A 23,938-nucleotide genomic window follows, 5' to 3' on the forward strand; every position below is an offset into this window, starting at 1 on the left:
TGAGATAAGGTGCTCTTTTAGGTCATTTCAAGCTTGATTTGCTCCCTTACTTCGCATTTCTTTCATTTGATATTTTGCGACATAACGAGCTATTATATTTTTATCATTTTCCAGAATATTTGAAAATTGAACACCAAGCTTATAAGAGTGCGATGTTTCTGTTTTTAATTTTTCAACGTGACAAACAAGCATATTGCATAAAATATTGTTTGTATCTAAGTTGAATTCTAACCACAGTTGTTCTCCAGACTTTCTTTCTTCTTTGGTTATAATACTTGCACCACCTAATGAAAGGTTTGCAATCAAACAATCATGCCAATCCCATTCATCCATTTGACTTATGTCTAGTTGCGGAGTGTAAATAGCAGATAACAAAAAATCAATACGGTAAAAGTTGCGACGACACTTCATTCTCATCACCCATTCTGCAAATATGTAAGATCAATTATTTCTATAAACTTTTATAATTATCTCTATTCTAATTTATAAAAGTTATTAGGCTTATATGGTATTGTAATAGTTCTCTCTTTTCTTTTGAGCTACATAACATAACCTCTCTACAACCATTGCGTTACTATAATTAATAAATATTTCTACAGCTTATTACAATGTCCTTCCTTTTTTCTTTTTTTTTGGAATTTCACTATGAAGCTTTACTTTATTTTTCTCAGTCCTGTCGAAAGCCCTTATTTAGAGTCTTTTACAGATGAATCGCTTCCTCCTTTGCCAGAACCAGAAAACCCCGGCTTTATACTACACAGGAAGATCGTAATCCACCTCAACAAGAATTCTACAGTAAGTCGCTGTCAATATTTCTCTAATTTAGTTAGTTTTATGTATATAAAAAGGCGAAAGATAAGTTTCTTATCTCTCGCCTTTTATGTTCGGAATATTAATTTTAACACTCCTATGGCTGTAAAAAATATTGCAATAACCTATGTTCAGATGGGTCATTAACCTGCTACGGAAGTAGCATTCTGCCCCATGGAAATAGCACATTCATTACATACTACTTTGCCTCGGAAATTCTGCACATCTACAGCACTCCCACAGAAAACACAAGCTGGCTCATATTTCTTGAGGATTATCTTTTCGTTGTCAACGTAGATCTCCAAGGAATCTTTCTCATCAATGCCCATTGTGCGGCGTAACTCGATAGGTATTACAACCCGACCTAGCTCGTCCACTTTTCGTACAATACCTGTTGATTTCATAATGTATAAATCCCCCTTAATATAATTCATCAAGATTCGACACCGTTTGACACCCTTATAATACCATTCAAGTTAATATAAGTCTAGCCCCTTTTTATATAAAATTTAAAGGATAGAAGATAATACCTTTTATAGCAGTTGCAATTTCATTTGTCATCTTTTGCACATTATTTGTTAATCTTTCTTCTCTATAAGAACAGGAGATAAAAAGCTTAGGTATATGGGCAGAGAGAAAAGTTTTTGAAAAAAACAATAGCCTTCCTGTACCAGAAAAAGGTATCTGATGCAGGAAGGCCTAAGAAGACTAAAACGATTCTATTTGAAAAACTAGACATGATTGTAGTTATATTTGCTTTCTAGATTGTGCTGATAAAACTTTTGACTCCGTTGATTCTTGAAGAACTTCTTGAATAAAAGGTGGTAGTGCAAAAGAGGCTCGATGAATCTCTGGTGTGTAGTATCGTGTCTGTCCGTCAAGGTATGAAACGTCGCGAAGTTCAAGGGGATCTATTCCTTTTGAGCCGTAGATTAGGCTATAAGGCCCTGTACTGTACGTCGGAATTGAGGCCATATAATAGCTGGTATTCTGGAATAATTTTTTTACCCTTTTATAGACTGTTTTTAACTTTTCTAATTCAAAAAGAGGCGAGCCGATCTGGGCCGTAAATATTCCTTTGTCTTTTAATCCTGCTTCTACAAGCTCATAGAACTTACTTGAAAATAGCGGTGCTGCAGGTCCAGAGGGATCACTGGAGTCTACTAGAATAACATCAAATTGATTTTTGTGCTTGGCAATAAAATCAAAGCCGTCTTCAATAACAACATTTACTTTAGGGTGTTCTAAAGAGCGACTAAACTCAGGTAAATATTTCTTCGATAGAGCTACTACACGCTCATCAATTTCGACAAGGGTAATCTTTTCTACCATAGGATGTTTGAGCACTTCTTTGATCATGCCACCGTCACCGCCACCGATGATCAGTACCTGTTGTGGATGAGGGTGACTGGCCAAACAGATATGGGCCATCAATTCATGGTAGATGAAAGCATCCTGAACAGTGATTTGCATAGCACCATCTAAAATTAGACAACGTCCAAATTGCACTGTCTCTGCTACCGTAATCTCTTGATAAGCACTAGTCTCCTGATGTAGTATTGACTTTATTTTCCACTGGAGATTGTAACCTTCCGTGTGTTCTTCTGTAAACGTCTTAATGCTCATTCTCTACTCCTCTTCTATTTATTAGGGTACTTTTATTTATAGTTCATCTGTTTTTTCTCTCTGAACTTCTTTGTTTATTAATATTGTTTTCAGTAATACTTTGATACTCTCCATCAACTCACTAGTTTACATAAAAAAAAGGGGCTCTTCAAATCTCAAATTACTATTGTATGCTGTGAATACTGCCGAAAATGCTTGTTCTAGATAGAAAAAAACAAAAAAACCAGAGCTTTTGCCATAATGGTTGCTCTGGTTCAGGTATAACTTAAGAATAGAAATATTTCGGCTCTTTACCAGTCTCCGCTAACAGATACATAAGTGTCTTTAATATCATAAATAACATCAAGAACTGTGCCTACCGAACCTTCAAAGTGCATGTCGTAGTAAAGGCTTTTTTTCAAAGAGTCGTACAAATCTTGAAACTCTTCAAAGTCACTAACAACTAGCGAACCGTTAAAGGTAAGCTTGTTGATTGCATCAGTATCAATTTCTAGTGTATCTCCTGAAGTAAGCGTGATTTTGATAGTGCTTTCACTGTTTTCTTTACTTTGAATCACTGCTTCTCTGTAGCGGTTATCGCTAGTAATTAACTTATTAATCGCTTTACCCGACTCTTGTAATCTTGTAAGCATATAGTCGAGCATTTGACCGTATTGATTCATTTACTAAGTGCCCCCCTTTTTAATCAATAGCCATATTCTACCTATACATTCTTTATTCAGTCAACTACTTTTGAATAACTTTAACATTCTCTTTTAGGTAAATTAATTTTATGGGGGGCGGCTTATATGCGCCCATCATTAACTTGGTAGACCTAAATCTTAAACTTTCATTTGTTTCAATAGAGCATTCATTGTCTCTGCCCTTTGGACTAAGTTATCACTGGCCGTAGCTATTTCCTGCATAGACACCCTTTGTTCTTCTACAGAGGAAGATGCTTCTTCTATATTTGCAGAATTTTCTTCTGCGATCGCTGTAAGATTTGCTAAGACTTCTATGATTTGATCTTTTTTCTTGTCCATTTCTTGACCTGTCTTTTCAATTGTCTCAGACATTTCCCTGACTTTAGTAATTGCACCAGCCATACCGGCAAACTTTTTCTCTGTTATATCAATACTTTCATTTTGCTCTTCCACAAGGTGGGAAGCCGCTTCAATTACTTGTACTGCTTTTTGAGATTCTTTGATTAGCTCAGCCAAAACTTTTTCAATTTCTCTAGAGAATAGATTTGATTGATCGGCTAGCTTACGAATTTCTTCAGCCACTACAGTAAAACCACGACCAGCTTCACCTGCTCGAGCCGCTTCAATAGCGGCATTTAAGGCTAATAAGTTCGTTTGTTCTGCAATATTTCCTATCATCTGACTAGCTTCAGCTATTTTCTGTGCATTTGCATTATTCTTTTCTATTACTTTATATACCTGTACTGTCGATTGGTTGGCTTCCTCAGCTTTTTTTACCAGTTCATGAAAAGCTTCTTCGCCTTGGTTTTTGATGCGCATCATGTTATTAGCAAAACGGCTTAGTCTTGCCACAAGCTTTTGTTCTTGTTCAATTAATTCACCAAAATCTGTTACAATTTGTGCTCCCTGTTCTGTGTCCTTGGCTTGTTCATGTATGCTACCGGAGATTTCCTCAATCGTTCTAGCGCTCTGCCCTACAGTGGTCGTCATATGCTGGAACTTTGCTGTCATTTCTTCAGCTGATGAAGCTAGTTGTTCTGCTGACTTACTAACTTTATCAGCTAATTCGTGAAAGCTATCTTGCATGGCTATAACAGCCTGCGCTAGCCTTCCAATCTCGTCTTCTCGTTTTATGTACTGCTTAGCTACCTCTTGGCCCTGTAAACTAAAATCACGGTGAGTAACTTTCTCCATAGCCTCTGTCAGATCGCTAATTGCTTTCGTTAAGTTACCAAGCATAATGTAAAGAGAAGTTGCTACTAGAGCTATGGCAGAAAAAGAAAGCACTATATATAGTCCCACGTTTGGATTAGCTTGGCTAAGCATTACAAAATAGATAATCGAAAAAATTACTGTTAAAAGTGCTACCATCATTAGGACAAGCTTCATTCGCAAGTTCATAAAGAGCTCTCCTTCACTGAATATTGTGAATAATTGCTACCTCGCCCTTCTTCTCACAATTTATATATAAAAGATACTTATTTATTATACTTTTTTCTTTCCTTCTTTTCCATCTTTCTTTCTATACTTTCTTTTATTCTTTGAAATTAGACTTTTGATCAATTCAAGTAGTAGGGCGATAAAGGGAAGGATATTCACGAGATACGAAGAAATTTTATTAAAAAGATTAACTTTATCATCTTGCGTGGCATTAGGTACGAGGAGTCAAGGAGTGGTTTGTGTGCAGGAGCCTGGTTATCAGCAACACTGTAATTCTATAATTGAGCAGGCTGAAGTTGTTTTACATAAATATTACGGTTACTCATCTTTTCGTTCAGGTCAGGTTCAATTAATTAAGCAAATTCTCCATGGACAGGATGCTCTGGGCATAATGCCTACTGGTGGGGGCAAATCTATTTGCTATCAAGTTCCGGCACTTATGTTACAAGGACTGACAATCGTAATTTCTCCCCTCATCTCGTTAATGAAAGATCAAGTAGACAACTTGAATAACTTAGGTATTTCTGCAACTTATATTAATAGTTCTCTTACTTGGAAAGAGGTACAAGAGCGAATCTATAAAGCATCACGAGGCTGGTACAGACTAATTTATGTAGCGCCAGAGCGTTTAGAAGTAGCCTCCTTCCAAGCTTTACTTCGTAATCTGCCTGTATGTCAAATTGCTGTGGACGAAGCTCATTGTGTTTCTCAGTGGGGTCATGATTTTCGTCCAAGTTACCGATCAATTGCTCCTATGATTGCCCAGTTAGCTTATCGCCCTATTGTCACAGCTTTTACTGCTACAGCAACAACAGAAGTAATTCATGACATTATTCATCTACTCGGCCTGAGAAATGTGACACCTTCTGTAGCTGGTTTTGATCGTGAGAATTTAAGCTTTACCGTTTTGCGCGGTGAAAACCGTAGAGATTTTATTTTTCGCTATCTTTCTGATCATATCAATGAATCAGGGATTATTTATGGCGCTACACGTAAAGAAGTAGATGCTCTTTATGATTTTTTGTTAGCCAAGGGTTTTTCTGTGGGGCGCTATCATGCTGGTCTCTGTGACGAAGAGCGCAGTCGTAACCAGGAATTATTTTTGTATGATGATCTAAAAGTTATGGTGGCCAGCAATGCTTTTGGCATGGGTATTGACAAGTCTAACGTTCGCTTTGTAATTCATCACAACATGCCCAAGAATATGGAGGCTTATTACCAAGAAGCTGGGCGAGCTGGTCGCGATGGTGAGCCTAGTGAATGCATTCTTCTGTTTAGCCCGCAAGATATTGTAGTTCAGAAGTTTTTGATTGAACAAGGTCAGATGACGGAAGAACGGAAAAGCTACGAATACAAAAAGTTACAAGCTATGATTGATTATTGTTATACAGCCCAATGTCTTCGTCAGACTATATTGCGTTATTTCGGAGAAGAGTCCTCCTTAGACTGTGCTAATTGTAGTAATTGCCTTGATGATCGAGAATCGGTAGACGTAACTATTGAGGCACAGAAAATTTTCTCTTGCGTAAAACGCATGGGAGAGCGTTTTGGTACTTCCATGGTTGCCGCTGTTCTAAAAGGCTCTAAAAACAAGCGCGTTCTCCAGTTTAAGTTTGATCAGCTTTCTACTTACAATATTATGAAGGAATACAAAGAAAAAGAGATTGTTGATCTGATCAATCTCTTTTGTGCCGAAGGTTATTTGGCTATGTCGGAAGGGCAGTATCCTGTTCTTAAGTTAACGGCTCGAGCTTATGCTGTCTTAAAAGGACAAGAAAAAGTTTTTCATAAAGTTCTTAAGCCCTTAGTCAAGAAGCTAGAGGAAGATTCCAGCCTTTTTGAGGCCTTAAAAGCTTTGCGTAAAGAAATTTCTCAAAAAGAGCAAATCCCACCTTATATTATCTTTCATGATAGTACACTGCGAGAGATGGCTGACTTGAAACCCCTTGATCGACAGTCTATGTTATCAATTAAAGGTGTAGGCGAAAACAAATACCGACTTTATGGAGATTTATTTCTTGCTTTGATTGAGGAGTTTACCAAGCCTGATAAATAATAAATAGCCTTACCAGAACCTTTCTTCTGTGGTTCTAGGTAAGGCTATTGCTATAGCTGGACCTAATTATTATATAGTTTGTTCAGTTAAATCTATTTGAATAAGAGTTTCCACTCCTGATAGAACATCTTCAAGTTCAAAATAAAATGAACGAGTACGAGCAATACAATTAAAAAGCCTAGCCATATATGAAGTTCCATCATTAAGCCATAGGGCAGGCCCAGAAAAGTAAAGCTCCTAGCCATAGGTCCATGAGGGGCTATCCAGAGACCTATACCTGTTACCGTTACGATAAGGCCTAGTAAAAAAAGACTAAGTGACGTTATTGCTTTAACTTTAAGGATACTTTGACTAGATTTTTTAGGAGATTGAAGGCCTTCTTCTCTCGCGTCCGAAGTGACTGTCGTCATCAAAATATTCACTCCAAAGGTTTATTGATACTATCTCTTTAATCTAAATAAGACCATAATTTGACCGCTCACAGACTGAACTGTGAGCGGCTATAGAGAGGGTGAAAGTTATTTGCTGAGCATAATATCTATTTTCGTTTCCATAAGCTTTTGCATTAAGTCAGCTTTTTCTTGTGTAATTGTGCCCTCTGCAACTAAAGGCTCAAATTTTTGCTTGTGCACTTCTAGCAATTTGGCCTTCACATCGGCTTCAGAAAAGCCTTTGGCTTCGATAACTTCTAGAAAAGTCTTGCCAGCTTGTAATTGTTCTCTTGCTTCTTCTGCTGTAATACCTAGTGCTTCCATAAATTCAGGGTGCATACCTCTCATAGTGTGAAAGCCTTTTCCTGCTTTATTGCCAAAGCCTCTCATTTCACCTTGCGAACACATTTCACCTCGAGCTGGTCTTTGACATTCACCAAAACGGAAAGATTTTAGGCCTGCCTCTTGCGTAGAGTCAGTAGCGGCAAAGGCTACGAGTCCACCAGCAAAAATCGAGCCGATCACTGCTGTGGCGATAATGCTTTTTTTCAAATTTCCTTGCATGCAGAACACCTCACTTCGTTATGTTACAGGAGAATTGTTAACCATCGTTAACCATCGCCCTGTTAATACTAGTGTACCCTTATCTTTTCAAGTACTTATGAATCACTTTTTAAGATTTTTTCAAGATTTCCCAAGCTCTTCTTCTAACTGAGGAAGGAAGATGGCAAAGCAAGTACCTTTATATTCTCCTTTTAGTACAGTAATCATACCTTGATGGGCAAGGACAAACTCTTTAGCTATAGCTAGTCCTAAGCCGCTTCCTCCTCCTCTTTGTCGACCTCGAGAAGAATCACACCGGTAAAAACGGTCAAAGATATGAGGCAAGTGGTCATCTTCTATACCTGGACCTTCATCAACTATGGCGATGACCAATCCTTTATGGCCTGCCATGGAAGAGCTCTGGTTTTCTTCCATAGACTCTTTACGAAGCCATTTTTGCACTTTTTTTTCTAGAGCTTGTTGATCTTGTAGATTAGGTAGAGAGGTCCAGAAAAAAGTTATAGTAATCTTGCTCTTTGGTGGACTATGCTCTAAAGCGTTGCTTAAAAGATTGACCATAACTTGCGTAATCCGGTCGGGATCTACGGTGAGTGAAACAGGCTCTTTTTCTTGTGGGCTTTCTAATTCTACGGTAAGCCCTTTTATCTCAAACTCTACGGAAAAGATATCTATAATCTGGTTGATTCGCTCTCTAAGATTAGTCTTTATTTTCCGAAGCGGCAAAGCGCCTGATTCCGCTAGAGTCAGTTGACGAAGATCATCGATTAGTCGATTGAGTCGAATCACTTCATCGTTAATTGGTAAGATATTCTCTACTGTTGCAGGAATCAAGCCTTGTTGAATTGATTCAAGCTGTCCTTGCATAACTGTCAAAGGTGTACGTAGTTCATGAGCTACATCGGCCAGCATATTTTTTCTAACTTGTTCACTGCGTTGTAATTCCTCGTTCATTTCATTAAAAGCTTGTACAACTTTACCTACCTCATCTTGTGACGGAATCGGTAGCCGTAAGTCAAAGTGCCTTTGCTTGATTTGCTCTGTTGCAACAGCTAGCTGATGCAAGGGTCTTGTTAGACGATTGGCCAGTAAAAAGCTAATGGCAAAAGCAAGCAAAGAACTGATAAGAATAGCGAAAAGAAAGCTTGCCATTATGGTTGATAGCACTTTCACTTTTATGCCGTCTAAGTTCATGATGTTTTGCGAAGGTAACCAGAGTGTTCCTACAACTTTGTCCTCTACTTCAATAGGCAAGGTAAGGCCAAAAGTCTTAAAATCTACATCTGCCCAGCGCTCTTCTGTACCGCGAGGCCAAGCCGCCACAACCTCTTCATTATGATCAAAAAGCACCATGGCAGGTCTTCTATAGTTGCCTCGATCTCTTGGGGAGAAAGGCATAAATTGTTGCTGAACTCCCCGCCAGCTTCCGTTATTAGCTACATAATAGTGAGCTAGTGTCTTTTGCATTTGATCGTCTATATGATGTTGTACCATTTTTTCATAGCGCTCAAAGACAGTATTTGTTGTAGACATGGAAATTATTAGAAAGACAAAGCTCAATGTTACAATAATGAGGAAAGAACTTAGTAATATTTTCGTCCGTAATTTCATAAGCCTTTCCTCCTTATGAGGTCAATGCTACAAATTTATAGCCTATTCCAAAGACAGTCAAAATATATTGTGGGTTTCCTGGTGAATCACCAATTTTTTTACGCAAATTGCTTACGTGCGTATCTATAGACCGTTCATAGTTTACATAAGCTTCTCCCATAACAATGTTCATTAATTGTAAACGACTATAGACGATACCTGGACGCTGTGCTAGTGTCTGTAAGATTTTGAATTCTGTAGCTGTCAATTGTAAAGACTTGCCGTCTAAGGTAGCTTCGAATTTTTCTATATCAATGGCCAAGCGACCGCGCTTTAAGATATGACTTTGTCCTTCTTTTTGCTCAATTTTTTCACTTTGAACAGCATAACGACGCAGGACAGATCGAATGCGAGCGGCCAGTTCGCGAAGGCTAAAAGGCTTGGTAATGTAGTCATCAGCACCCATTTCTAAGCCTAATATTTTTTCACTTTCATCTACTCTTGCTGTTACCATAATAATGGGTATAGTCGTGGTACTACGAATCTCTCTGCATATATCAAGTCCACTTTGTCCTGGTAACATCCAATCTAGCAAAACTAAGTCTGGTTTTTCTTGCATTACTATGTCCATAGCTTTCTGTCCTTCTAAAGCTTGAAGGACCTGATAGCCTTCCGTAAGAAGAAATTTGGTAACCATATCGAGAATTTTTTGTTCATCGTCAACGACGAGGATTTTTCTAACCATAGCTATACATCTCCTGCTTTTTGTTAAAAGGCGATAAGTGGACGATTTTATGAAGCTTTTTGTACAAGTGTACTACATAGTTGTTTAGATTTTTTTAAGTTCTGCAATTATGTTACACTATTCCTTAAGTACGAAAAATCTACTATTAAGTAAAGTCATAGAATTCACATGAAAAGATTTGTTTTTTGAGAAAAGAGCTGATGACATGAATAACAAAAAGCATGATTATTGTGATCCTTACGATAAAAATGAGCCTTTTTATTGGATGAAGCTAGAGCATTTAGGCCGCTATTTATATGGAGCTTATCTAGCAAAAGAAAAAAATTATCGCAGAATAGTTGATGGTGCTTCAGCTAATGGTTATGGTTCTTTGCTACTTGCTTCCTTGCCTTCCGTGGAAGAAGTTATTGGCCTAGAGTTAAGTGACTTTTTAGTCAATGAAGCCTGGAGATTAGCGGAACAAGAGAAGAATAAAAAGGTGTCTTTTAAGCTTTGCGATCTAGAAGAAGATGCTTTTGCCGCCGCATCTATTGCAGGTCCTATTGACATGGTTATATCTTTTGAAACCTTAGAACATTTGGAAAAACCGAAGCAGGCCTTAAGACAGTTTCATCAACTGCTAACTGACGATGGCTTGTTACTTCTTTCTGTTCCTAATGCTTATTACGAAGCTAAAAACAAAGAAGGTAAGTCCAAAAATCCACATCATAAACACCTTTTTGATGTAAGCTCAATTAGCGCTCTATTGGAAGATGAGGGGTTCAAGGTTCAAAAAGTTCTAGGTCAACCTCTAGCTAATACTTGTTTGTATCGCGAGAAAACAATTGTTAATCTTTACAAGTATGATGTTCAAGAAGTTCAGTCCTTCTATAACCAAAGCAAAGAAGGTCTTTACTATTTTAGTAGGCTTTTTGCCTGGCCTGAGGTAGATCAAGTAGAAGGCTCTTATTCAATTATTGTAGAAGCTACTAAAAAACTATAAGTGCTTAGGAGTTTTACAAAGTGTCACAAAACTGTAACTTTGTCGACACCTTCTTGTCATCTTTTTTAGGTATATTAAAGGTGCTAGGAGCACTGCTCTTGGTTGTAAGAAATATTTGTTTTGGAAAGGAGATGAGCCCATGAAAGGAAAGAAAAAAATTCTAGCCTTAACTCTCGGTTTTGCTATGCTCTTTGGATTCGTCGGTTCAGCCTCTGCTGTTACTCCTGAGCAAGCAGAAGCAATGGCTAACCATCATGAGCTTAGAGTACAAGAGAACAGGGAAAGATTGCAAACACTTGTAGACGCGGGAAGGATTACAGAAGAACAAATGACTGCCGCACTCGCTAAAATGGCTGAAAACTATATAGTAAGGCAAAGTAGCGATTCTGCCTGCCCTGGTATTCAACCTGACGGCACTTTCCTAGCTCCTCAGCGAGGTACGCAAGCAGGTCAAGGTATGGGTAAAGGCATGCTTCGATCCGTAACGGGTGGAGTTGGCAATGGTGAAGGCTTTGGTGCTAAGATGGGGCAAGGACAAGGATTTGCACAAGGTTCTCAAGGTCTCAAGAAAGGTCCAGCCTGGTCTAGATAAGTAATAAAAAGATAAAAGGTTGAGCTAGCAATTGCTATAGCTCAACCTTTTTTCATATTCTCCTATTCTTCACTCTTATAAGGAATAAAAAAGAAGAATCTAGCCCCTTTACCAGGATTATTTTCTAAGCCAACCTGACCATGATGACCTTCTACAATCGCTTTTACAATAGCTAGTCCAAGCCCTGATGCTTCCGTTTGACGACTTCTTGATTTGTCACCGCGATAAAAGCGCTCCCAGACTCGTGGTACATCTTCTTCTGTTAAGCCTGGACCTGTATCTGCAACTGAGAAAATTAATCCTTTTTGAGAAGGTTCAAGATTTATTCTTACTTCTCCCCCCTTAGGCGTGTGCCTCAAGGCGTTTTCTAGTAGATTAATCAACGCTTGTTCTATGCGACTTCGATCAGCCCAGATCTCTTGTAAGACTATTGATCTTTCTGTCGTCTTAGTTGGTACGCCGTAATGTAGTTGAATACCCTGATCCTTAGCAGGTCCTGCCATTTTGTGACATAACTCTTCTACCAGTTGAACTGGCGAAAAAAAGGCCATCTCAAAATGAAAATAGCCTGATTCAAGACGAGCTAGTTCCATTAAGTCTTTAACGAGTCCTTCCATTCTCGCTGTTTCAGACAAAATAATCTCTGCCATCTCCCTGCGTTCTTGAGCAGACCGTGGCATGTCATCACGCAATGCTTCAGCATAACCCTGAATCAAAAACAAAGGTGTTCTTAGATCGTGCGATACATTAGCCGCTAAATCTCGCATGCTCTGCACACCTCTAGCTAATTGCTGATTCTTCTGTTCTAAAGTCTCTACTGTCTTTGCTAATTCTTGAGATAAGGTGTGCAAAGTTTGCCCTAATCTCCCAATTTCATCGTTTCCCTCTACTGCTAAAGGTTGTTGGTAATTTCCACGACGCATCTCTTCTGCTGTCTTATGCAGTCTTGTTAAAGGCCTAGCTACTTTTCGTGATATCAAAAAGGCGGAAAAACCAGAAAGAAGCAAAAGAAAAAAAACTGCACTAAGAAGTCCCATCTGTAGTTGTTGTAAATCTTGAGTTATGCGATGAAGAGGCGACAATATATAGACAACACGAGACACTTCATCATCTTCTAAGATCGGTACAAATACAGCTAATACAGGCACATCCAGAAAGGGCAATGGTCCTTGTCTGCTTATCACTTGACCTTGCTCTAATTGAATTTTTTCCTCTACAGTTACATTAATCTGTGCATTGTCATCAGTTAATGTGGGAAAGGATAGAGTGTTTTCTTGTCTTTTTAGCTCTCGGCCTATACCTGGTCCCATAAGTGGTTCTTGTTGACCCCAGCGGTGAAGCCTTCCCTGCCTACCCATTCCCATTTCTTGCATTGATGTGATAGGCTGAGCAAAAGTTTCCTCTATCCTGCCATTGCTATCTCCAAACATAACGAGAGCACCTGTCTCAAAAGAAATAGCATGTGCCAATTGTGTGGCCCGATCCATATCTTTTTCTAATCCAACTAAAGCCGCTTTGCCAGCTAAATCTCTAGTTTCTCGCTGAACCGTAAATGTTCCTATCATATCGTTAAAAAGCCATCCCGTAAGGGCTAGTAAAGCTAGTGAAAAAAGAATTAAAACTAACCATATCTTAAAAACAATACTTTGCCAGTACTTCATCGTAGGACCTCAAACTTATAGCCAGCTCCTCGTACTGTAACTATGTAGGAAGCAACTTTCTCGGAGTTACGTGATATTTTTTCTCGAAGTCGCCGTACATGGGTATCTACGGTTCTACTATCACCAGCAAAGTCATAACCCCATACCCGATCTAAAAGCATATCTCTAGTTAGAACTCGTTGTGAATTCCTGGCCATAAAGAGAAGTAAATTATATTCTAGCGGAGATAGAAGGGCACTTTGACCTTCAACTAATACTTTATGTTCATCTGGAAAGATGTCTAGGCCTGGAAAGTGAAGCGCTTCTTCTCCCTGATCTACTTTTTGTTTTGCCTGACCATTACGGCGCAATAATGCTTTGATTCGCATAACAATTTCCCGAGGACTAAAAGGTTTGACTACATAGTCATCAGCACCTAACTCAAAACCAAGTAAGCGATTGGCTTCATCTCCTCGAGCTGTTAGGATCAAGATGGGCATATCTCCCTGCTCTCTTATTTTTCGACAGGTAGTCCAACCATCTAAGCCAGGCATCATCAGATCCAAGACGATAACATCTACAGCCTCTTTGGCTAAGATTTCAAGAGCGGCAAAGCCTTCTTCCGCTTCGAGTACCTGCATATTTTCTTGTTCTATAAACATGCGCAACATACGCCTTATTTTTATGTCGTCTTCGACTAACAGGATGGTTTTTTTTTCTTCCATTTTCTAAACCCACCTTAGAAACTGTCTTTTTCTACAATTTCGGTTATTTTTGCCTTTTTAAAGCTATTCTATATACAATTAATGATTCCTTTGTAAGTGCTATGCATTTATTACAGTTCTAAGTAGTACTTGCGAGATTGAAATGGATAAAAAGGAAAAAGCCTGCAACAGTTGATCTGCTCCCAGATCGCTGTTGCAAAGCTTTTAACTTTTGCTTATGAAACTTTTATTCTCGTAAAAGAACTATTATTTTAATATCGAGGTGGCTTCGGTAATTGTTTTCAGAATCGCCTTCTTGCTATGTTCGTCAACCATTCTTTTGGCTTTTGCTTTATGGTTAAATGAAGAAGGTCCTCCTACACAGCCGTTTACACAAGCCATTCCTTCGATAAAGTTACCAGGTGGCCTTCCTGCTTTGGCCATGCGTAATGCTTTTACGCATTCTGCCGCTCCATCGCACTTAACTGGAGTCACTTCTAAAGGCAGGTTATATTCTTTTACTGCCTGAGCAACAGCTTCACCAACACCACCACACCGAGCAAACGCGCGCCCAAAGACAGACGATTGTTCTAAGGGGACTGGGGTGCATTCAGCAGGCTCTATATCAGATGCCACAAATAGGGCTAACATTTCTTCAAATGTGATTGCATAGTCGATAGCATCATTGCGGTCGCTTTGTCGAGCTTCCATCTTTTTGGCAATACAAGGACCAATAAAAACTGTTACTGCATCGGGATGATGTTTCTTTACGTACCTTCCCACTGCTATCATAGGGGATACAGAAGTTGAGATATTATCTTCCAGTTCCGGGAAGTGCTTACGAATTATTTGCACAAAAGCAGGGCAACAAGAAGAAGTTAGAAATGAACCTTCCCGAACTTTTTCTACTACTTCTTCCGCTTCTTCCGCCAGTATCATATCAGCTCCTAGAGCCGCTTCATGAACTGCGGCAAAACCTAGTTTAATTAAAGCTCCGTGTATTTGTTCCATCGATAAATCTTCAAACTGAGCTACAATAGAAGGTGCTAAAACAACGTGTACTGGTGCTTCATCTTTTTTCTTTAAAGCTTCTACCACTTGAATAATACAGGAAACATCAGCTATTGCTCCAAAAGGACAGCGTAAAGCACAGAGACCACAATAGATGCACTTATCTTTTTTGATTCTAGCAATCTTGTCTTCACCGAAGTCAATGGCGTTAACTGGACAAGCTCTAATGCAGGGGCGTTGTGTATCTGCAATGGCGTCATAGGGGCAAGCGCTGTGACAACGTCCACATTCAATGCATTTCTCTTGGTTGATGTACGCTCTACGGTTAATCTGAATAATTGCATCTACTGGACAAGATTCCATACAAGGATGAGAGATACATCCGCGGCAAGCTTCTGTAACCGTAAAACGATCGACAGGGCATTCATCACAACCGGTCTCTAGGACTTGAATAAGTTCACCGCTCTTACAAGCTTCTGTGCCATCAACACCAATGCCACAAGCCAATTCTACCCGTTGTTTGACAACTGCTCTTTCTTTGTAAACACAGCAACGAAACCTAGCTCTTTTTCCTTGCACAACCACATAAGGTATCATTTCTTTATCTCGCTCAACAGTGCCACTCATGGCCATGCGAGCTACTTCTACTAAAACTTCATGGCGCAATAATTGCACAGTTGTTTCAAATCTACGGGCCATTTTTCTACACGACCTTTCTGAAGAAATATTCAGATTATACCAACTCCAATCTACATATTTTCGACAAAAAAAAAGTATACCCTTCCTTACACTGGCATAATAATAAACTTTACACCCTGCTTTTACCAACAAATGCTCTAGTCTTGCCATTTGCTACAATGATAGAAAAAATATTGACAGGCTTAGTCCATTATGCTACATTCGTTATGTTAAATATTAATACATAAAAAACCCTCACTTTTCTGGTGGGTTTTTTTATATTATATTGTATATTGCATCTATTTACTGTGTCCAATGAAGGATATATAGGCCTCTTGTTATGGCCTTTTATTATTGCTTTAAGGAGGTGAGGACTTCATGAGTACGGAAGCAGACCCGGCGAGTAGCACTTTTTATAATTTAATAAGGAAAGTCTCATGGAGTCCTCACCCACTGAATTAGAGCCTTGAGGACGAGACCTTCCTGATCTAAGAAAGACAGGAGGGATTTTTTTCATGACCAAGGCAATTTCAATCCACGGCGCTTCGCGCCCTCTGGAGCACGAAAGAAAAAGCCTTACTCGTACCACTGCTATAGCAGAAATTATTGATGAAACTAGAGAAGAGGCACTCTACGCACCTGAGTCCGTGGGCACTATCATGCATGATAACTTTCTAGCTGTACCTGAAGAATATTCGGTAGCAGAAGCTATGCAAGTCTTGCGTCAAAATGAAATTGGTCAAAAAAGCAAGTACTATGTATACGTTGTTGATTCTTGCCAAGTGCTCAAAGGAATCGTTCCTATTCGCAACTTACTTACAGCATCAGAGAAGCAAAAAATTGCAGAAATCACTTGTCCCGATGTCGTTTCTGTTTCTGCCCATCAAGATCGAGAAGAAGTAGCAACTTTTATGCAAAGTCGTGACTTTCTATCCGTTCCTGTAGTCAATGAGCAAGGCGTTCTTGTTGGTATTGTAAATGCTAGGGACGTACTTGGCATAGTTGAAGCAGAAACAACAGAAGACTTCCATAAGATGGCTTCTGTAAGCGCTTTGAAAACTAGCTTAAAATCTGCTAGTATTTACCTTCTTTTTCAAAAGCGAGTCGGCTGGTTACTTCTATTAGTCTTTGTAAACATCTTTTCCAGCACAGGTATTGCTTACTTTGAAGATACTATCGCTTCTATGGTAGCTCTCGTCTTCTTTTTACCCCTATTAATCGGCAGTAGTGGCAATGCTGGATCGCAATCTGCTACCATGATGGTTCGAGCACTAGCCACAGGAGATGTTAAACTTAGAGATTGGGCTAGTTTTTTGGGAAAAGAGCTTGTTGTTTCCGGATTACTTGGTCTAGCCATGGGGCTAGCTGTTGCTACCATCGGCTTCTTCCGAGTCGGTACAGAAGTCGCCATCGTAGTTGCATTAACCATGCAAGTTGTTGTTATTGTAGGTAGCTTAATTGGTATGTCTCTCCCCTTTGCACTTGACAAGTTGAAGCTAGACCCTGCTACTGCCAGTGGCCCACTAGTCACTTCTATTGCCGATATTGCCGGAATATTGATTTACTTTTCCATTGCGACTTGGTACCTTGGCCATGTTGGGATAATGTAAGCTATGGACGAAAATAAAAAGCAGACCCTCCCTTAATGATACTATTACGGGAGAGTCTGCTTTTTCGATCAAGTATACTAAAAAAACACTGTGTTCTTCACCATTTTTCGACATTTTTCTTTCGTGATTTTTGGGCATAAATGCTACAATGATCAAAAAAAAGGCGTGGCTTTGTAAGCCTACGCCTTTTCTTTTTCTCTGCCTCTACGCACTCTATCGAGCAAAATGTATAAAGAAGGTAATAGCATTAATGTCAACATGGTAGAGAAAAAGAGACCAGATATAATCGCTACAGCCATAGGCTTAAAGAGTACGTCACCACTGAGAACTAATGGCATTAGGCCTGCAATAGCTGTAAACGATGTAAGTAGAATTGGTCGTAGTCTAGCTTCGCAAGCACTTATGACAGCATCATCTAGTGATTGACCGCTTCGGCGAGCTTGTTCAATAAACTCAACTAGAATAATCCCGTTGCGGACGACAATTCCCGAAAGGCTCATAGCACCCATCATGGTCATAAAGCCAATAGGTGTCTGGGTGATAAAGAGGCCTAATAAGCTACCAGCAAAAGCTAAGAAGATGGTACTTAAGATGAGAATAGGTAAAGATAAGGAGTAAAACTGCAGGGCCATCAAAATAATGATCAAAAATACTACAACAATGAAAAGTTGAAAAATCTCTACAAAGACATCCGTCTGTTCTGATGTCTCACCGGCTATTTCATAGCGATAACCAGGCGGGAAATTCATCTGATCTAGTTGGGGAATGATTTCATTCATTACTTCTGTTGCTGTTCTCTCTCGCACATCACCTGTAATAGTAACAGCACGAGATAGGTTATAGCGATAAATTGAGGCAAGGGTAAAGTCAGGCTCAATCTTTGATACTTGATAGAGAGGAATTTGCTCCCCCCTAGTGTTAGTAACAGTTAAGTGTTGAATAGCCGCCAAAGGGTCTTGACCTTGTCGATTACTAAACAGTACTACATCAATTAACTCTTGACCTGTATCAAATTCTGTAACCTTCAAACCTTCACTGACCAAACGAATAGTTCGAGAAAGATCAATTTCTTGCACCATAAGCTGGTTCATTTGAGCTCGATCTACGTCAAAGTTTAAAGCATAACGCTCTACCCCGAAGGTGTCTTTAATGTCGAAAGTGCCTTGAACACTTTTTACGATCTCTTGAATTTCTTGTGATATGCTTCTTAAAGTTTCAATATCTTCACCAAAAACTCGTATCGATACAGGTGCTCCTACAGGAGGTCCAGCCATCAATTCTTCAGGTACAATTGATGCTTGGGGATAGTGATGCTTAAAATACTCTTCCCATTCACGAACTGATTCTCTAGTAGAAAGAAGCTTCTTATCAACACGGACAATAATCTGGGCAACATTATCTCCACTTCCCTCGCCCGTATCACCTGAAAACATCTTTGGTGCTATAGAACCTGCATAAGTAGCTGCAACTTTTACCCCAGGCTGTTCTAAGATCCATTTACTAGCCTCATTAGCTATGCGCTCTGTTTCTTCTAAGCTTGTACCGGCAGGAGTGCGCACATTAACTATCATCTCAGAGCGATCATCTGTTGGAAAGAGCTCAATGGGTGTAAAGATAGCTAAACCATAAGCCATAGCTCCGATTAACAAGCCCACAGTAGCAGTTCTTTTAGGATGACGAACCAAGATAGGCATTAACTTATTGGCATACCATTTTGAAAGCTTTTCTATCTTGTCTCCCAAAATACCTGGTGCTTTCCGTTTTTGTATTTGCTGTATTTGCTGTCTTTGCTGTCTTTCAATTTGTCTTGATTCATACCACTGTCTAAAGATAGGAACAACAGACAAAGACATAATCATAGAAGAAAGCATAGCCAAAATGATGATGATTGGTACAGGCTTAATAAAGTTTCCTATGTTGCCCGTCAGAAAAAGCAAAGGTGCAAAAGCACAAATGGTAGCTAAGTTAGCAGTAAAAATAGAGATAGCAACTTCTTTGACACCTTTAATAGAACTATCAAGAGGATTATCTTTGAAAACTTGTAAGCGTCGTTCAATGTTGTCATTAACAACTACAGCATCATCAATCAAAATCCCTAGTACGATGATGATTGCGATAAAGGAGATCTGATTAAGTGTAATCCCCAAAAAACCTAGTGGAATAAAGGCCATACCAATAGCAATTGGAATAGCCATAGCTACTACAATAACAGAAGGTACGTTCATACCGAGCATACAGACAAGCATAACGGCAATGACTGCAAAAAAGAGAGAACCTGTAAGGTTACTAAATAGTTCATCTACTCGCTCTTTTTGTGAATAGAGGGAAGATAAGCCTGCCCAAACTGGCAAGTCGCCTTCTAAGTAAGCCATCATATCGTCAATTTGCTTTTGTAATGAAGGAATATCGCTTCCTGTTTCACCACTAATGCTTAGACTGATAGCTGGCAAACCATTATGATAAGCCCTGGTATAAGAGTCTTCAGTTGTCAATTCAACAGTAGCAATATCACGTAAATAGATAGGTGTTCCATTTTGGGTACGCCATACTAAAACATTATTAAATTCATCTACCTCTTGCACATCTGTTAAGACTAATTCATAAACTCTCTGTTCTGTTTTAACTTCTCCGAGAGGTACTTTCTCGTTAAAGTTTTGAACAGCATTGCTGACAGCACCCCAAGGGATACCGTAGTTATGAATCTTTTGCATATCTAGCGTTATATGCACTTCTTGTTCAGGAAGACCTGTCAATGTTACGTTCGATACATTAGGCAAAGTTCGTAATTGGTCACGCCAACTGCGCAAGGTATCACGGAGTGAGTAAAGCTCTTCTCTTGATGGAGCAGTAATATTTAGAGTCTGAGCATAGATACGGTTAAGATCATCATTAATAATAGGCTGATGAGCTTCTGCTGGTAAATCACGTTCAGCATCGCGCACTTTATTGCGCATCTCATCAAACTTAGGCTTAGGATCTTCATCTGGATTGAGTTCAACGATGATCGAGGATAGTCCTGGCTTAGAGTGAGATTGTATGTATTTAATGCCTGAAATCTCATTAATCCGTTCTTCTATGATTCGTGTAACTGTCTGTTCTACTTTTTCAGGATGAGCTCCAGGGTAAGGTGTTGTGACTGTTGCTATAGTAACTACTATATCGGGACTTTCTTGTTTGGGAGTTTGCGTAAAAGACAAGATACCTAAGACAACAAACAAGGAAAAAAAGAGCAAGGTGATTTTGCGCTTTTTGATGATATATTCGATCATTCTACATCACCTGCTTGCCCCAAAGGCGTCACTTCATCACCATCAAATAGTCTATCCACAGCGGTAATAATAACTTGCTCACCTCTATTGAGGCCAGAAGTAATCGCAAAATGATCGTTGATTAGATCGCCTATTGTAACTACTCTTTTTACAGCTCTATTGTCTTCTAAGATAAATACATAAGGTTCATCACCACGACGTACAACAGCTGATACAGGAACCCAAATAGCTTCATAAGCTTCTAACTTCTTACTAACTTTAACTACTTGTCCAGCAAACCAATTATGTTCTCCATTAGCTACCCAAACTTCAACACCAATAGTACCTGCCGCCCTGTCCGTAGCCGGGTAGATATAACGAACTGTACCTTCCCGTTGCTGTCCATAAAGATTTAGAGTAACTTTTTCTCCTACTTGCCATTGTTGAATTTCTCGATCAGGCACGGGAATAACAACTTTTAGCTCATCAATTGCACCGATGTTATAAACTGGTGTTCCCGCATTAACTAACTGACCTTCTGAAGTTAGTCGATTGATAACTGTCCCTGTAAAAGGTGCTCGTAATTGCGTTTTATCTAAAGCACTTCTAGCTCTCTCTTCTCTTGCAATAGTTTGCTCGAGCATAGCCTGGTTCATTTCTCGAACTTCTCTACGTGCTCCTGTGACCATGTTTTGATGACTTTGTTCTGCTATTTCATAATCTTTCTTGGCTGATAGGAATCGCAAACGACTATTTTCATATTCATTAAGCGAAATAGCACCATTTTCTAAAAGCATTTCAAAGCGCTCATAATCGGCTTGACTTTTCTCATAGTTAGCTTTTGCTTTTGCTAGCATGGCCGCAGATTGATTCAATTCATATTCTGTAGCGCCTGTTTCTATTTGTTCTAAGTTTGCTTCTTGTTGACGTCTTTGGGCCGCCGCCGCAGTAAGGTCAAGGGAGTAGTCAGTACTATCTAAGCGTGCTAAAACTTGCCCCGCAAATACTCGTTCTCCTTCCTTGACAGCTAGGTCTACAATTCTACCAGGAACTTCGAAAGCAACAGCAACTTCTTCAATAGGTTGTAAAGTGCTTGAGAATTCACGACTAGATTCCTGTAAAGTCTCTTCAACTGTAAAAACTTCTACAACTGTAGCTCTTGATTCTAAAGTGTCTTCCTTGTTACCACAGGCTGAGAGTAATAACAAGGTTGATAATAATAAGAAGAGAAAGCCCCACTTATTAAGGCTCTTCAAAAGGATCACTCCTTCAATCGTTTTCATTTTTTATTTTGTCTTTTATTTTTTTTAAGCTTTGTAGAAAAGCTTCGTGATGTTCTAAGCCAATGTGCCAACAAAGTTCCTGTACAGGATGCCACTTTTTTTCCTTATCTTGAAGGATATTATGCAAACGATTGATACCTTCCTCGACAGTAAGCATTTCTTCATCAATCAATTGCAATAGTTGCTCTTGCGAACTGTGATGACCAAAAAAAAGACGCATGATAAAATCATAGCGAATCGATTTAGGTTCTAAGGGACTATCTAAGTAGGCGTAAAATAGTTCACGCCCTTTTTCCGTAATAGCATAAACATTTTTGTTAGGCTTTCCTTCTTGTTGCACTATTTCGCGAGTTATGTACGCTTCTTTTTCCATTTTGTTCAGTGTTGGATAGATAGTACCGAAAGTTGCCACGAAAAAATCGGGAAAAAGATTTTCAAACTCTCGTTTTATCTCATAACCTGTCCTAGGCTTGTCTATAAGCATACCAAGTATGACATCTTGTCCTTTCAACAGCTCCTCCCCCTTATGCCTTACTTTGTTCCAAGTCATATTAACATTATAAATATCAATGTCATTAATATAAGTTTTTTAATTACTACTGTCAATAGGACTACTTAGCGATAAATGCCAGATCTGACTGCTTGCTTTCTTAATTCTTTGCAGGATTCGACAATGGCGCTGTCGAAAAAGCCTGTAAGAGTGTAGGGCAAAGGGGGCAGGGGTCAGAAAATGGCAGAGTGGAATAGACGACAGTTCTTACTCTACGGTGGACTCAGTTTGGTCACAGTTGGAACAGCTGTTCTGGTTAGTAAAGGTGCTTTTGCTTTTGAGGAAAGTGCAGAAACAGCTAAAAAGCTCTCTCCTAACCCGATCCCTGTTAACTGGGATACTTTAATCTGGAACGGAAAAATCATTGATGGTACAGGTGCTCCCCTCTTTTTGGGTGCTTTAGCCATAGAAGGAGATAAAATCTCTGCTCTTTTTCGTGAAAAAGAAGGTGCTCGACCGGGGAGATTACAAGGTGATAATGGCCAGTTTTCATTAGCTGAGAATGAGCAAGTGCTTCAAGTTGAAAATTACGACAGTGCGATTAGTGATATTAGAGAGCCTCTCACTTTTTGGGCTGATGAAAATACACCTTTTGTTCTTCCTGAGCATTGTAAGATCATAAACGCCGCCGGGCGTTGTGTCACACCAGGTTTTATAGATGTACATAGTCACAATGAAGCTTATCTACGAACTAATCCTGAAGCCGAGCTCAGGCTTACACAAGGTATTACTACGCAAATCGGTGGTAATTGCGGCAATTCAGTACCATCGATCACTGCTTTTCGCAAGGAACTTGGACCATTAGGATTAAATTATAGTCAGTTAGTTGGCTATCGCAATCTCCGCAATCAGGTTATTGGTGATAGTGCTAGAAAAGCAACAACTGATGAAATTGACAAGATGGTCGCTCTTTTGGAAGCAGAATTAGCTGATGGCGCTCCAGGTTTTTCCGTAGCCTTGGAATATCATCCACAAACAGCAATTACTACTCAGGAACTAGAAGTTTATGCTAGAGTAGTTAAAGATTTTGATAAAATTTTAGCAGTTCATTTGCGTAGTGAGTCCGATGGCCTTCTTGAAGCTTTTGATGAAGTGCTGTCAGTAGCTCGCCAGACAGGTGTAGCTGTTCAATATGGTCATGTTAAGGCACTTTTTCAAGCTAACTGGTCTAAGCATAGTTTGTTGATGGAGCGCTTCAACAGTGCTATAGCTGAGGGCATCGATCTCTGGGGAGACGTCTACGCTTATGATTTTTCTTCTTGGGATTTCGGTACTAATCGTGTCTCTATTTCTGAAGCAAACTTAATTGATACACTACAACAAGATCGTATCTTTGTAGGAAGTGATAGCGGTCTTTATGAAGGCGGGCGTGTCAATCACCCCAGAGCTTGCGGTAACTTCCCTCGCATTTTGGCTCGTTATGTAAGAGATAAAGAGGTTTTATCTTTAGAAACAGCCATTGCTAAGATGACATCTTTACCTGCTCGGCGTTTTCGCTTCCATGATCGAGGTACTTTGGCAGTAGGTCAAAAAGCTGATGTGCTTGTCTTTGATCCTGAGCAAATTCAGGATAGAGCAACTCGACAACAGCCTGGTCTTATTTCTACTGGTATTGACTATCTTTTTGTTAATGGTATAGAAACGATTTCTGCCAGTCTTCCTACTAAAGCTCTAGCAGGACAATGGCTATAACGTAGC

At 39.4% G+C, this 23,938-nt stretch carries 20 protein-coding genes; 5 read left to right on the top strand and 15 right to left on the bottom strand.

Annotation, left to right across the window (positions count from 1 at the left end):
* Positions 1-27: 27 nt before the first annotated feature.
* The 5 genes from F9B85_RS04985 to F9B85_RS05005 all read right to left on the bottom strand — a co-directional run bounded on the left by F9B85_RS04985 (position 28) and on the right by F9B85_RS05005 (position 4,520).
* Complete coding sequence (locus tag F9B85_RS04985; protein ID WP_170270187.1) at positions 28-411, bottom strand: flagellar brake protein; 384 nt, start codon at positions 409-411, stop codon at positions 28-30.
* Positions 412-953: 542 nt separating this feature from the next.
* The gene (locus F9B85_RS04990; RefSeq protein WP_151619164.1) at positions 954-1,214 is read right to left on the bottom strand and encodes an AbrB/MazE/SpoVT family DNA-binding domain-containing protein; all 261 of its coding nucleotides are present in this window, start codon (positions 1,212-1,214) and stop codon (positions 954-956) included.
* 343 nt (positions 1,215-1,557) lie between these two features.
* Entirely contained in the window at positions 1,558-2,436 is an 879-nt protein-coding gene (speE, locus tag F9B85_RS04995; RefSeq protein ID WP_151619166.1) for a polyamine aminopropyltransferase, read from the bottom strand.
* A gap of 290 nt (positions 2,437-2,726) precedes the next feature.
* The gene (locus F9B85_RS05000) at positions 2,727-3,098 is read right to left on the bottom strand and encodes a hypothetical protein (protein ID WP_151619168.1); all 372 of its coding nucleotides are present in this window, start codon (positions 3,096-3,098) and stop codon (positions 2,727-2,729) included.
* A 159-nt stretch (positions 3,099-3,257) separates the two neighbouring features.
* Positions 3,258-4,520: a methyl-accepting chemotaxis protein gene (locus F9B85_RS05005; RefSeq protein WP_151619170.1), complete on the bottom strand. Its 1,263-nt coding sequence runs from the start codon at positions 4,518-4,520 to the stop codon at positions 3,258-3,260.
* A 271-nt stretch (positions 4,521-4,791) separates the two neighbouring features.
* Between F9B85_RS05005 and recQ the strand changes: the two genes are divergently transcribed.
* The gene (gene recQ / locus F9B85_RS05010; protein ID WP_243138079.1) at positions 4,792-6,615 is read left to right on the top strand and encodes a DNA helicase RecQ; all 1,824 of its coding nucleotides are present in this window, start codon (positions 4,792-4,794) and stop codon (positions 6,613-6,615) included.
* A 92-nt stretch (positions 6,616-6,707) separates the two neighbouring features.
* Here the strand turns inward: recQ and F9B85_RS05015 are convergent, their stop codons facing one another.
* From F9B85_RS05015 to F9B85_RS05030, 4 genes are all read right to left on the bottom strand, one after another.
* A complete protein-coding gene (locus F9B85_RS05015) occupies positions 6,708-7,025 on the bottom strand; it encodes a DUF4405 domain-containing protein (protein ID WP_243138092.1) in 318 nt (105 codons plus the stop codon).
* A 108-nt stretch (positions 7,026-7,133) separates the two neighbouring features.
* Entirely contained in the window at positions 7,134-7,610 is a 477-nt protein-coding gene (locus tag F9B85_RS05020; RefSeq protein WP_151619174.1) for a hypothetical protein, read from the bottom strand.
* 120 nt (positions 7,611-7,730) lie between these two features.
* The gene (locus F9B85_RS05025) at positions 7,731-9,218 is read right to left on the bottom strand and encodes a sensor histidine kinase (RefSeq protein WP_151619176.1); all 1,488 of its coding nucleotides are present in this window, start codon (positions 9,216-9,218) and stop codon (positions 7,731-7,733) included.
* A gap of 13 nt (positions 9,219-9,231) precedes the next feature.
* Positions 9,232-9,942: a response regulator transcription factor gene (locus F9B85_RS05030; RefSeq protein WP_151619178.1), complete on the bottom strand. Its 711-nt coding sequence runs from the start codon at positions 9,940-9,942 to the stop codon at positions 9,232-9,234.
* A gap of 205 nt (positions 9,943-10,147) precedes the next feature.
* On the opposite strand from F9B85_RS05030, the gene F9B85_RS05035 reads away from it, so the two are divergent.
* Positions 10,148-10,924: a class I SAM-dependent methyltransferase gene (locus F9B85_RS05035; protein ID WP_151619180.1), complete on the top strand. Its 777-nt coding sequence runs from the start codon at positions 10,148-10,150 to the stop codon at positions 10,922-10,924.
* A gap of 139 nt (positions 10,925-11,063) precedes the next feature.
* Positions 11,064-11,516, top strand: a complete 453-nt coding sequence (locus F9B85_RS05040) for a hypothetical protein (RefSeq protein WP_151619181.1) — start codon at positions 11,064-11,066, stop codon at positions 11,514-11,516.
* Positions 11,517-11,578: 62 nt separating this feature from the next.
* Here F9B85_RS05040 and F9B85_RS05045 read toward each other — a convergent pair whose 3' ends face one another.
* The 3 genes from F9B85_RS05045 to F9B85_RS05055 all read right to left on the bottom strand — a co-directional run bounded on the left by F9B85_RS05045 (position 11,579) and on the right by F9B85_RS05055 (position 15,570).
* Positions 11,579-13,177, bottom strand: coding sequence for a sensor histidine kinase (locus F9B85_RS05045; RefSeq protein ID WP_151619183.1), 1,599 nt, complete (start codon positions 13,175-13,177; stop codon positions 11,579-11,581).
* The gene (locus F9B85_RS05050) at positions 13,174-13,881 is read right to left on the bottom strand and encodes a response regulator transcription factor (RefSeq protein WP_151619185.1); all 708 of its coding nucleotides are present in this window, start codon (positions 13,879-13,881) and stop codon (positions 13,174-13,176) included. The genes F9B85_RS05045 and F9B85_RS05050 overlap by 4 nt, the downstream gene beginning before the upstream one ends.
* Positions 13,882-14,127: 246 nt before the next feature.
* Positions 14,128-15,570, bottom strand: coding sequence for a 4Fe-4S dicluster domain-containing protein (locus F9B85_RS05055; RefSeq protein WP_151619187.1), 1,443 nt, complete (start codon positions 15,568-15,570; stop codon positions 14,128-14,130).
* 494 nt (positions 15,571-16,064) lie between these two features.
* Between F9B85_RS05055 and mgtE the strand changes: the two genes are divergently transcribed.
* Positions 16,065-17,159: a magnesium transporter gene (mgtE, locus tag F9B85_RS05060; protein WP_151619188.1), complete on the top strand. Its 1,095-nt coding sequence runs from the start codon at positions 16,065-16,067 to the stop codon at positions 17,157-17,159.
* Between the two features lie 179 nt (positions 17,160-17,338).
* On the opposite strand, the gene F9B85_RS05065 is transcribed toward mgtE, so the two are convergent.
* Genes F9B85_RS05065 through F9B85_RS05075 form a run of 3 tightly spaced genes read right to left on the bottom strand, consistent with a single transcriptional unit; the run spans position 17,339 to position 22,201 of the window.
* Entirely contained in the window at positions 17,339-20,428 is a 3,090-nt protein-coding gene (locus F9B85_RS05065) for an efflux RND transporter permease subunit (protein ID WP_151619190.1), read from the bottom strand.
* Positions 20,425-21,663 (bottom strand): efflux RND transporter periplasmic adaptor subunit, encoded by a 1,239-nt coding sequence (locus tag F9B85_RS05070; protein WP_243138080.1) that lies wholly within the window; start codon positions 21,661-21,663, stop codon positions 20,425-20,427. The genes F9B85_RS05065 and F9B85_RS05070 overlap by 4 nt, the downstream gene beginning before the upstream one ends.
* A gap of 13 nt (positions 21,664-21,676) precedes the next feature.
* Positions 21,677-22,201: a PadR family transcriptional regulator gene (locus F9B85_RS05075; protein WP_170270189.1), complete on the bottom strand. Its 525-nt coding sequence runs from the start codon at positions 22,199-22,201 to the stop codon at positions 21,677-21,679.
* A 219-nt stretch (positions 22,202-22,420) separates the two neighbouring features.
* Here F9B85_RS05075 and F9B85_RS05080 point away from each other — a divergent pair, with 219 nt between their 5' ends.
* Positions 22,421-23,932, top strand: a complete 1,512-nt coding sequence (locus tag F9B85_RS05080) for an N-acyl-D-amino-acid deacylase family protein (protein ID WP_151619196.1) — start codon at positions 22,421-22,423, stop codon at positions 23,930-23,932.
* The last annotated feature ends 6 nt before the right edge of the window (positions 23,933-23,938 follow it).

It is taken from the genome of Heliorestis acidaminivorans, assembly GCF_008933955.1.
Taxonomy (GTDB): Bacteria; Bacillota; Desulfitobacteriia; order Heliobacteriales; family Heliobacteriaceae; genus Heliorestis; species Heliorestis acidaminivorans.

Excerpts from the sequence above, each read along its gene's own strand:
- F9B85_RS04985 (WP_170270187.1), bottom strand. The coding sequence starts at position 411 with ATGAAGTGTCGTCGCAACTTTTACCGTATTGATTTTTTGTTATCTGCT.
- F9B85_RS04990 (WP_151619164.1), bottom strand. The coding sequence starts at position 1,214 with ATGAAATCAACAGGTATTGTACGAAAAGTGGACGAGCTAGGTCGGGTT.
- speE (WP_151619166.1), bottom strand. The coding sequence starts at position 2,436 with ATGAGCATTAAGACGTTTACAGAAGAACACACGGAAGGTTACAATCTC.
- F9B85_RS05000 (WP_151619168.1), bottom strand. The coding sequence starts at position 3,098 with ATGAATCAATACGGTCAAATGCTCGACTATATGCTTACAAGATTACAA.
- F9B85_RS05005 (WP_151619170.1), bottom strand. The coding sequence starts at position 4,520 with ATGAACTTGCGAATGAAGCTTGTCCTAATGATGGTAGCACTTTTAACA.
- F9B85_RS05015 (WP_243138092.1), bottom strand. The coding sequence starts at position 7,025 with ATGACGACAGTCACTTCGGACGCGAGAGAAGAAGGCCTTCAATCTCCT.
- F9B85_RS05020 (WP_151619174.1), bottom strand. The coding sequence starts at position 7,610 with ATGCAAGGAAATTTGAAAAAAAGCATTATCGCCACAGCAGTGATCGGC.
- F9B85_RS05025 (WP_151619176.1), bottom strand. The coding sequence starts at position 9,218 with ATGAAATTACGGACGAAAATATTACTAAGTTCTTTCCTCATTATTGTA.
- F9B85_RS05030 (WP_151619178.1), bottom strand. The coding sequence starts at position 9,942 with ATGGTTAGAAAAATCCTCGTCGTTGACGATGAACAAAAAATTCTCGAT.
- F9B85_RS05035 (WP_151619180.1), top strand. The coding sequence starts at position 10,148 with ATGAATAACAAAAAGCATGATTATTGTGATCCTTACGATAAAAATGAG.
- F9B85_RS05040 (WP_151619181.1), top strand. The coding sequence starts at position 11,064 with ATGAAAGGAAAGAAAAAAATTCTAGCCTTAACTCTCGGTTTTGCTATG.
- F9B85_RS05045 (WP_151619183.1), bottom strand. The coding sequence starts at position 13,177 with ATGAAGTACTGGCAAAGTATTGTTTTTAAGATATGGTTAGTTTTAATT.
- F9B85_RS05050 (WP_151619185.1), bottom strand. The coding sequence starts at position 13,881 with ATGGAAGAAAAAAAAACCATCCTGTTAGTCGAAGACGACATAAAAATA.
- F9B85_RS05055 (WP_151619187.1), bottom strand. The coding sequence starts at position 15,570 with ATGGCCCGTAGATTTGAAACAACTGTGCAATTATTGCGCCATGAAGTT.
- mgtE (WP_151619188.1), top strand. The coding sequence starts at position 16,065 with ATGACCAAGGCAATTTCAATCCACGGCGCTTCGCGCCCTCTGGAGCAC.
- F9B85_RS05065 (WP_151619190.1), bottom strand. The coding sequence starts at position 20,428 with ATGATCGAATATATCATCAAAAAGCGCAAAATCACCTTGCTCTTTTTT.
- F9B85_RS05080 (WP_151619196.1), top strand. The coding sequence starts at position 22,421 with ATGGCAGAGTGGAATAGACGACAGTTCTTACTCTACGGTGGACTCAGT.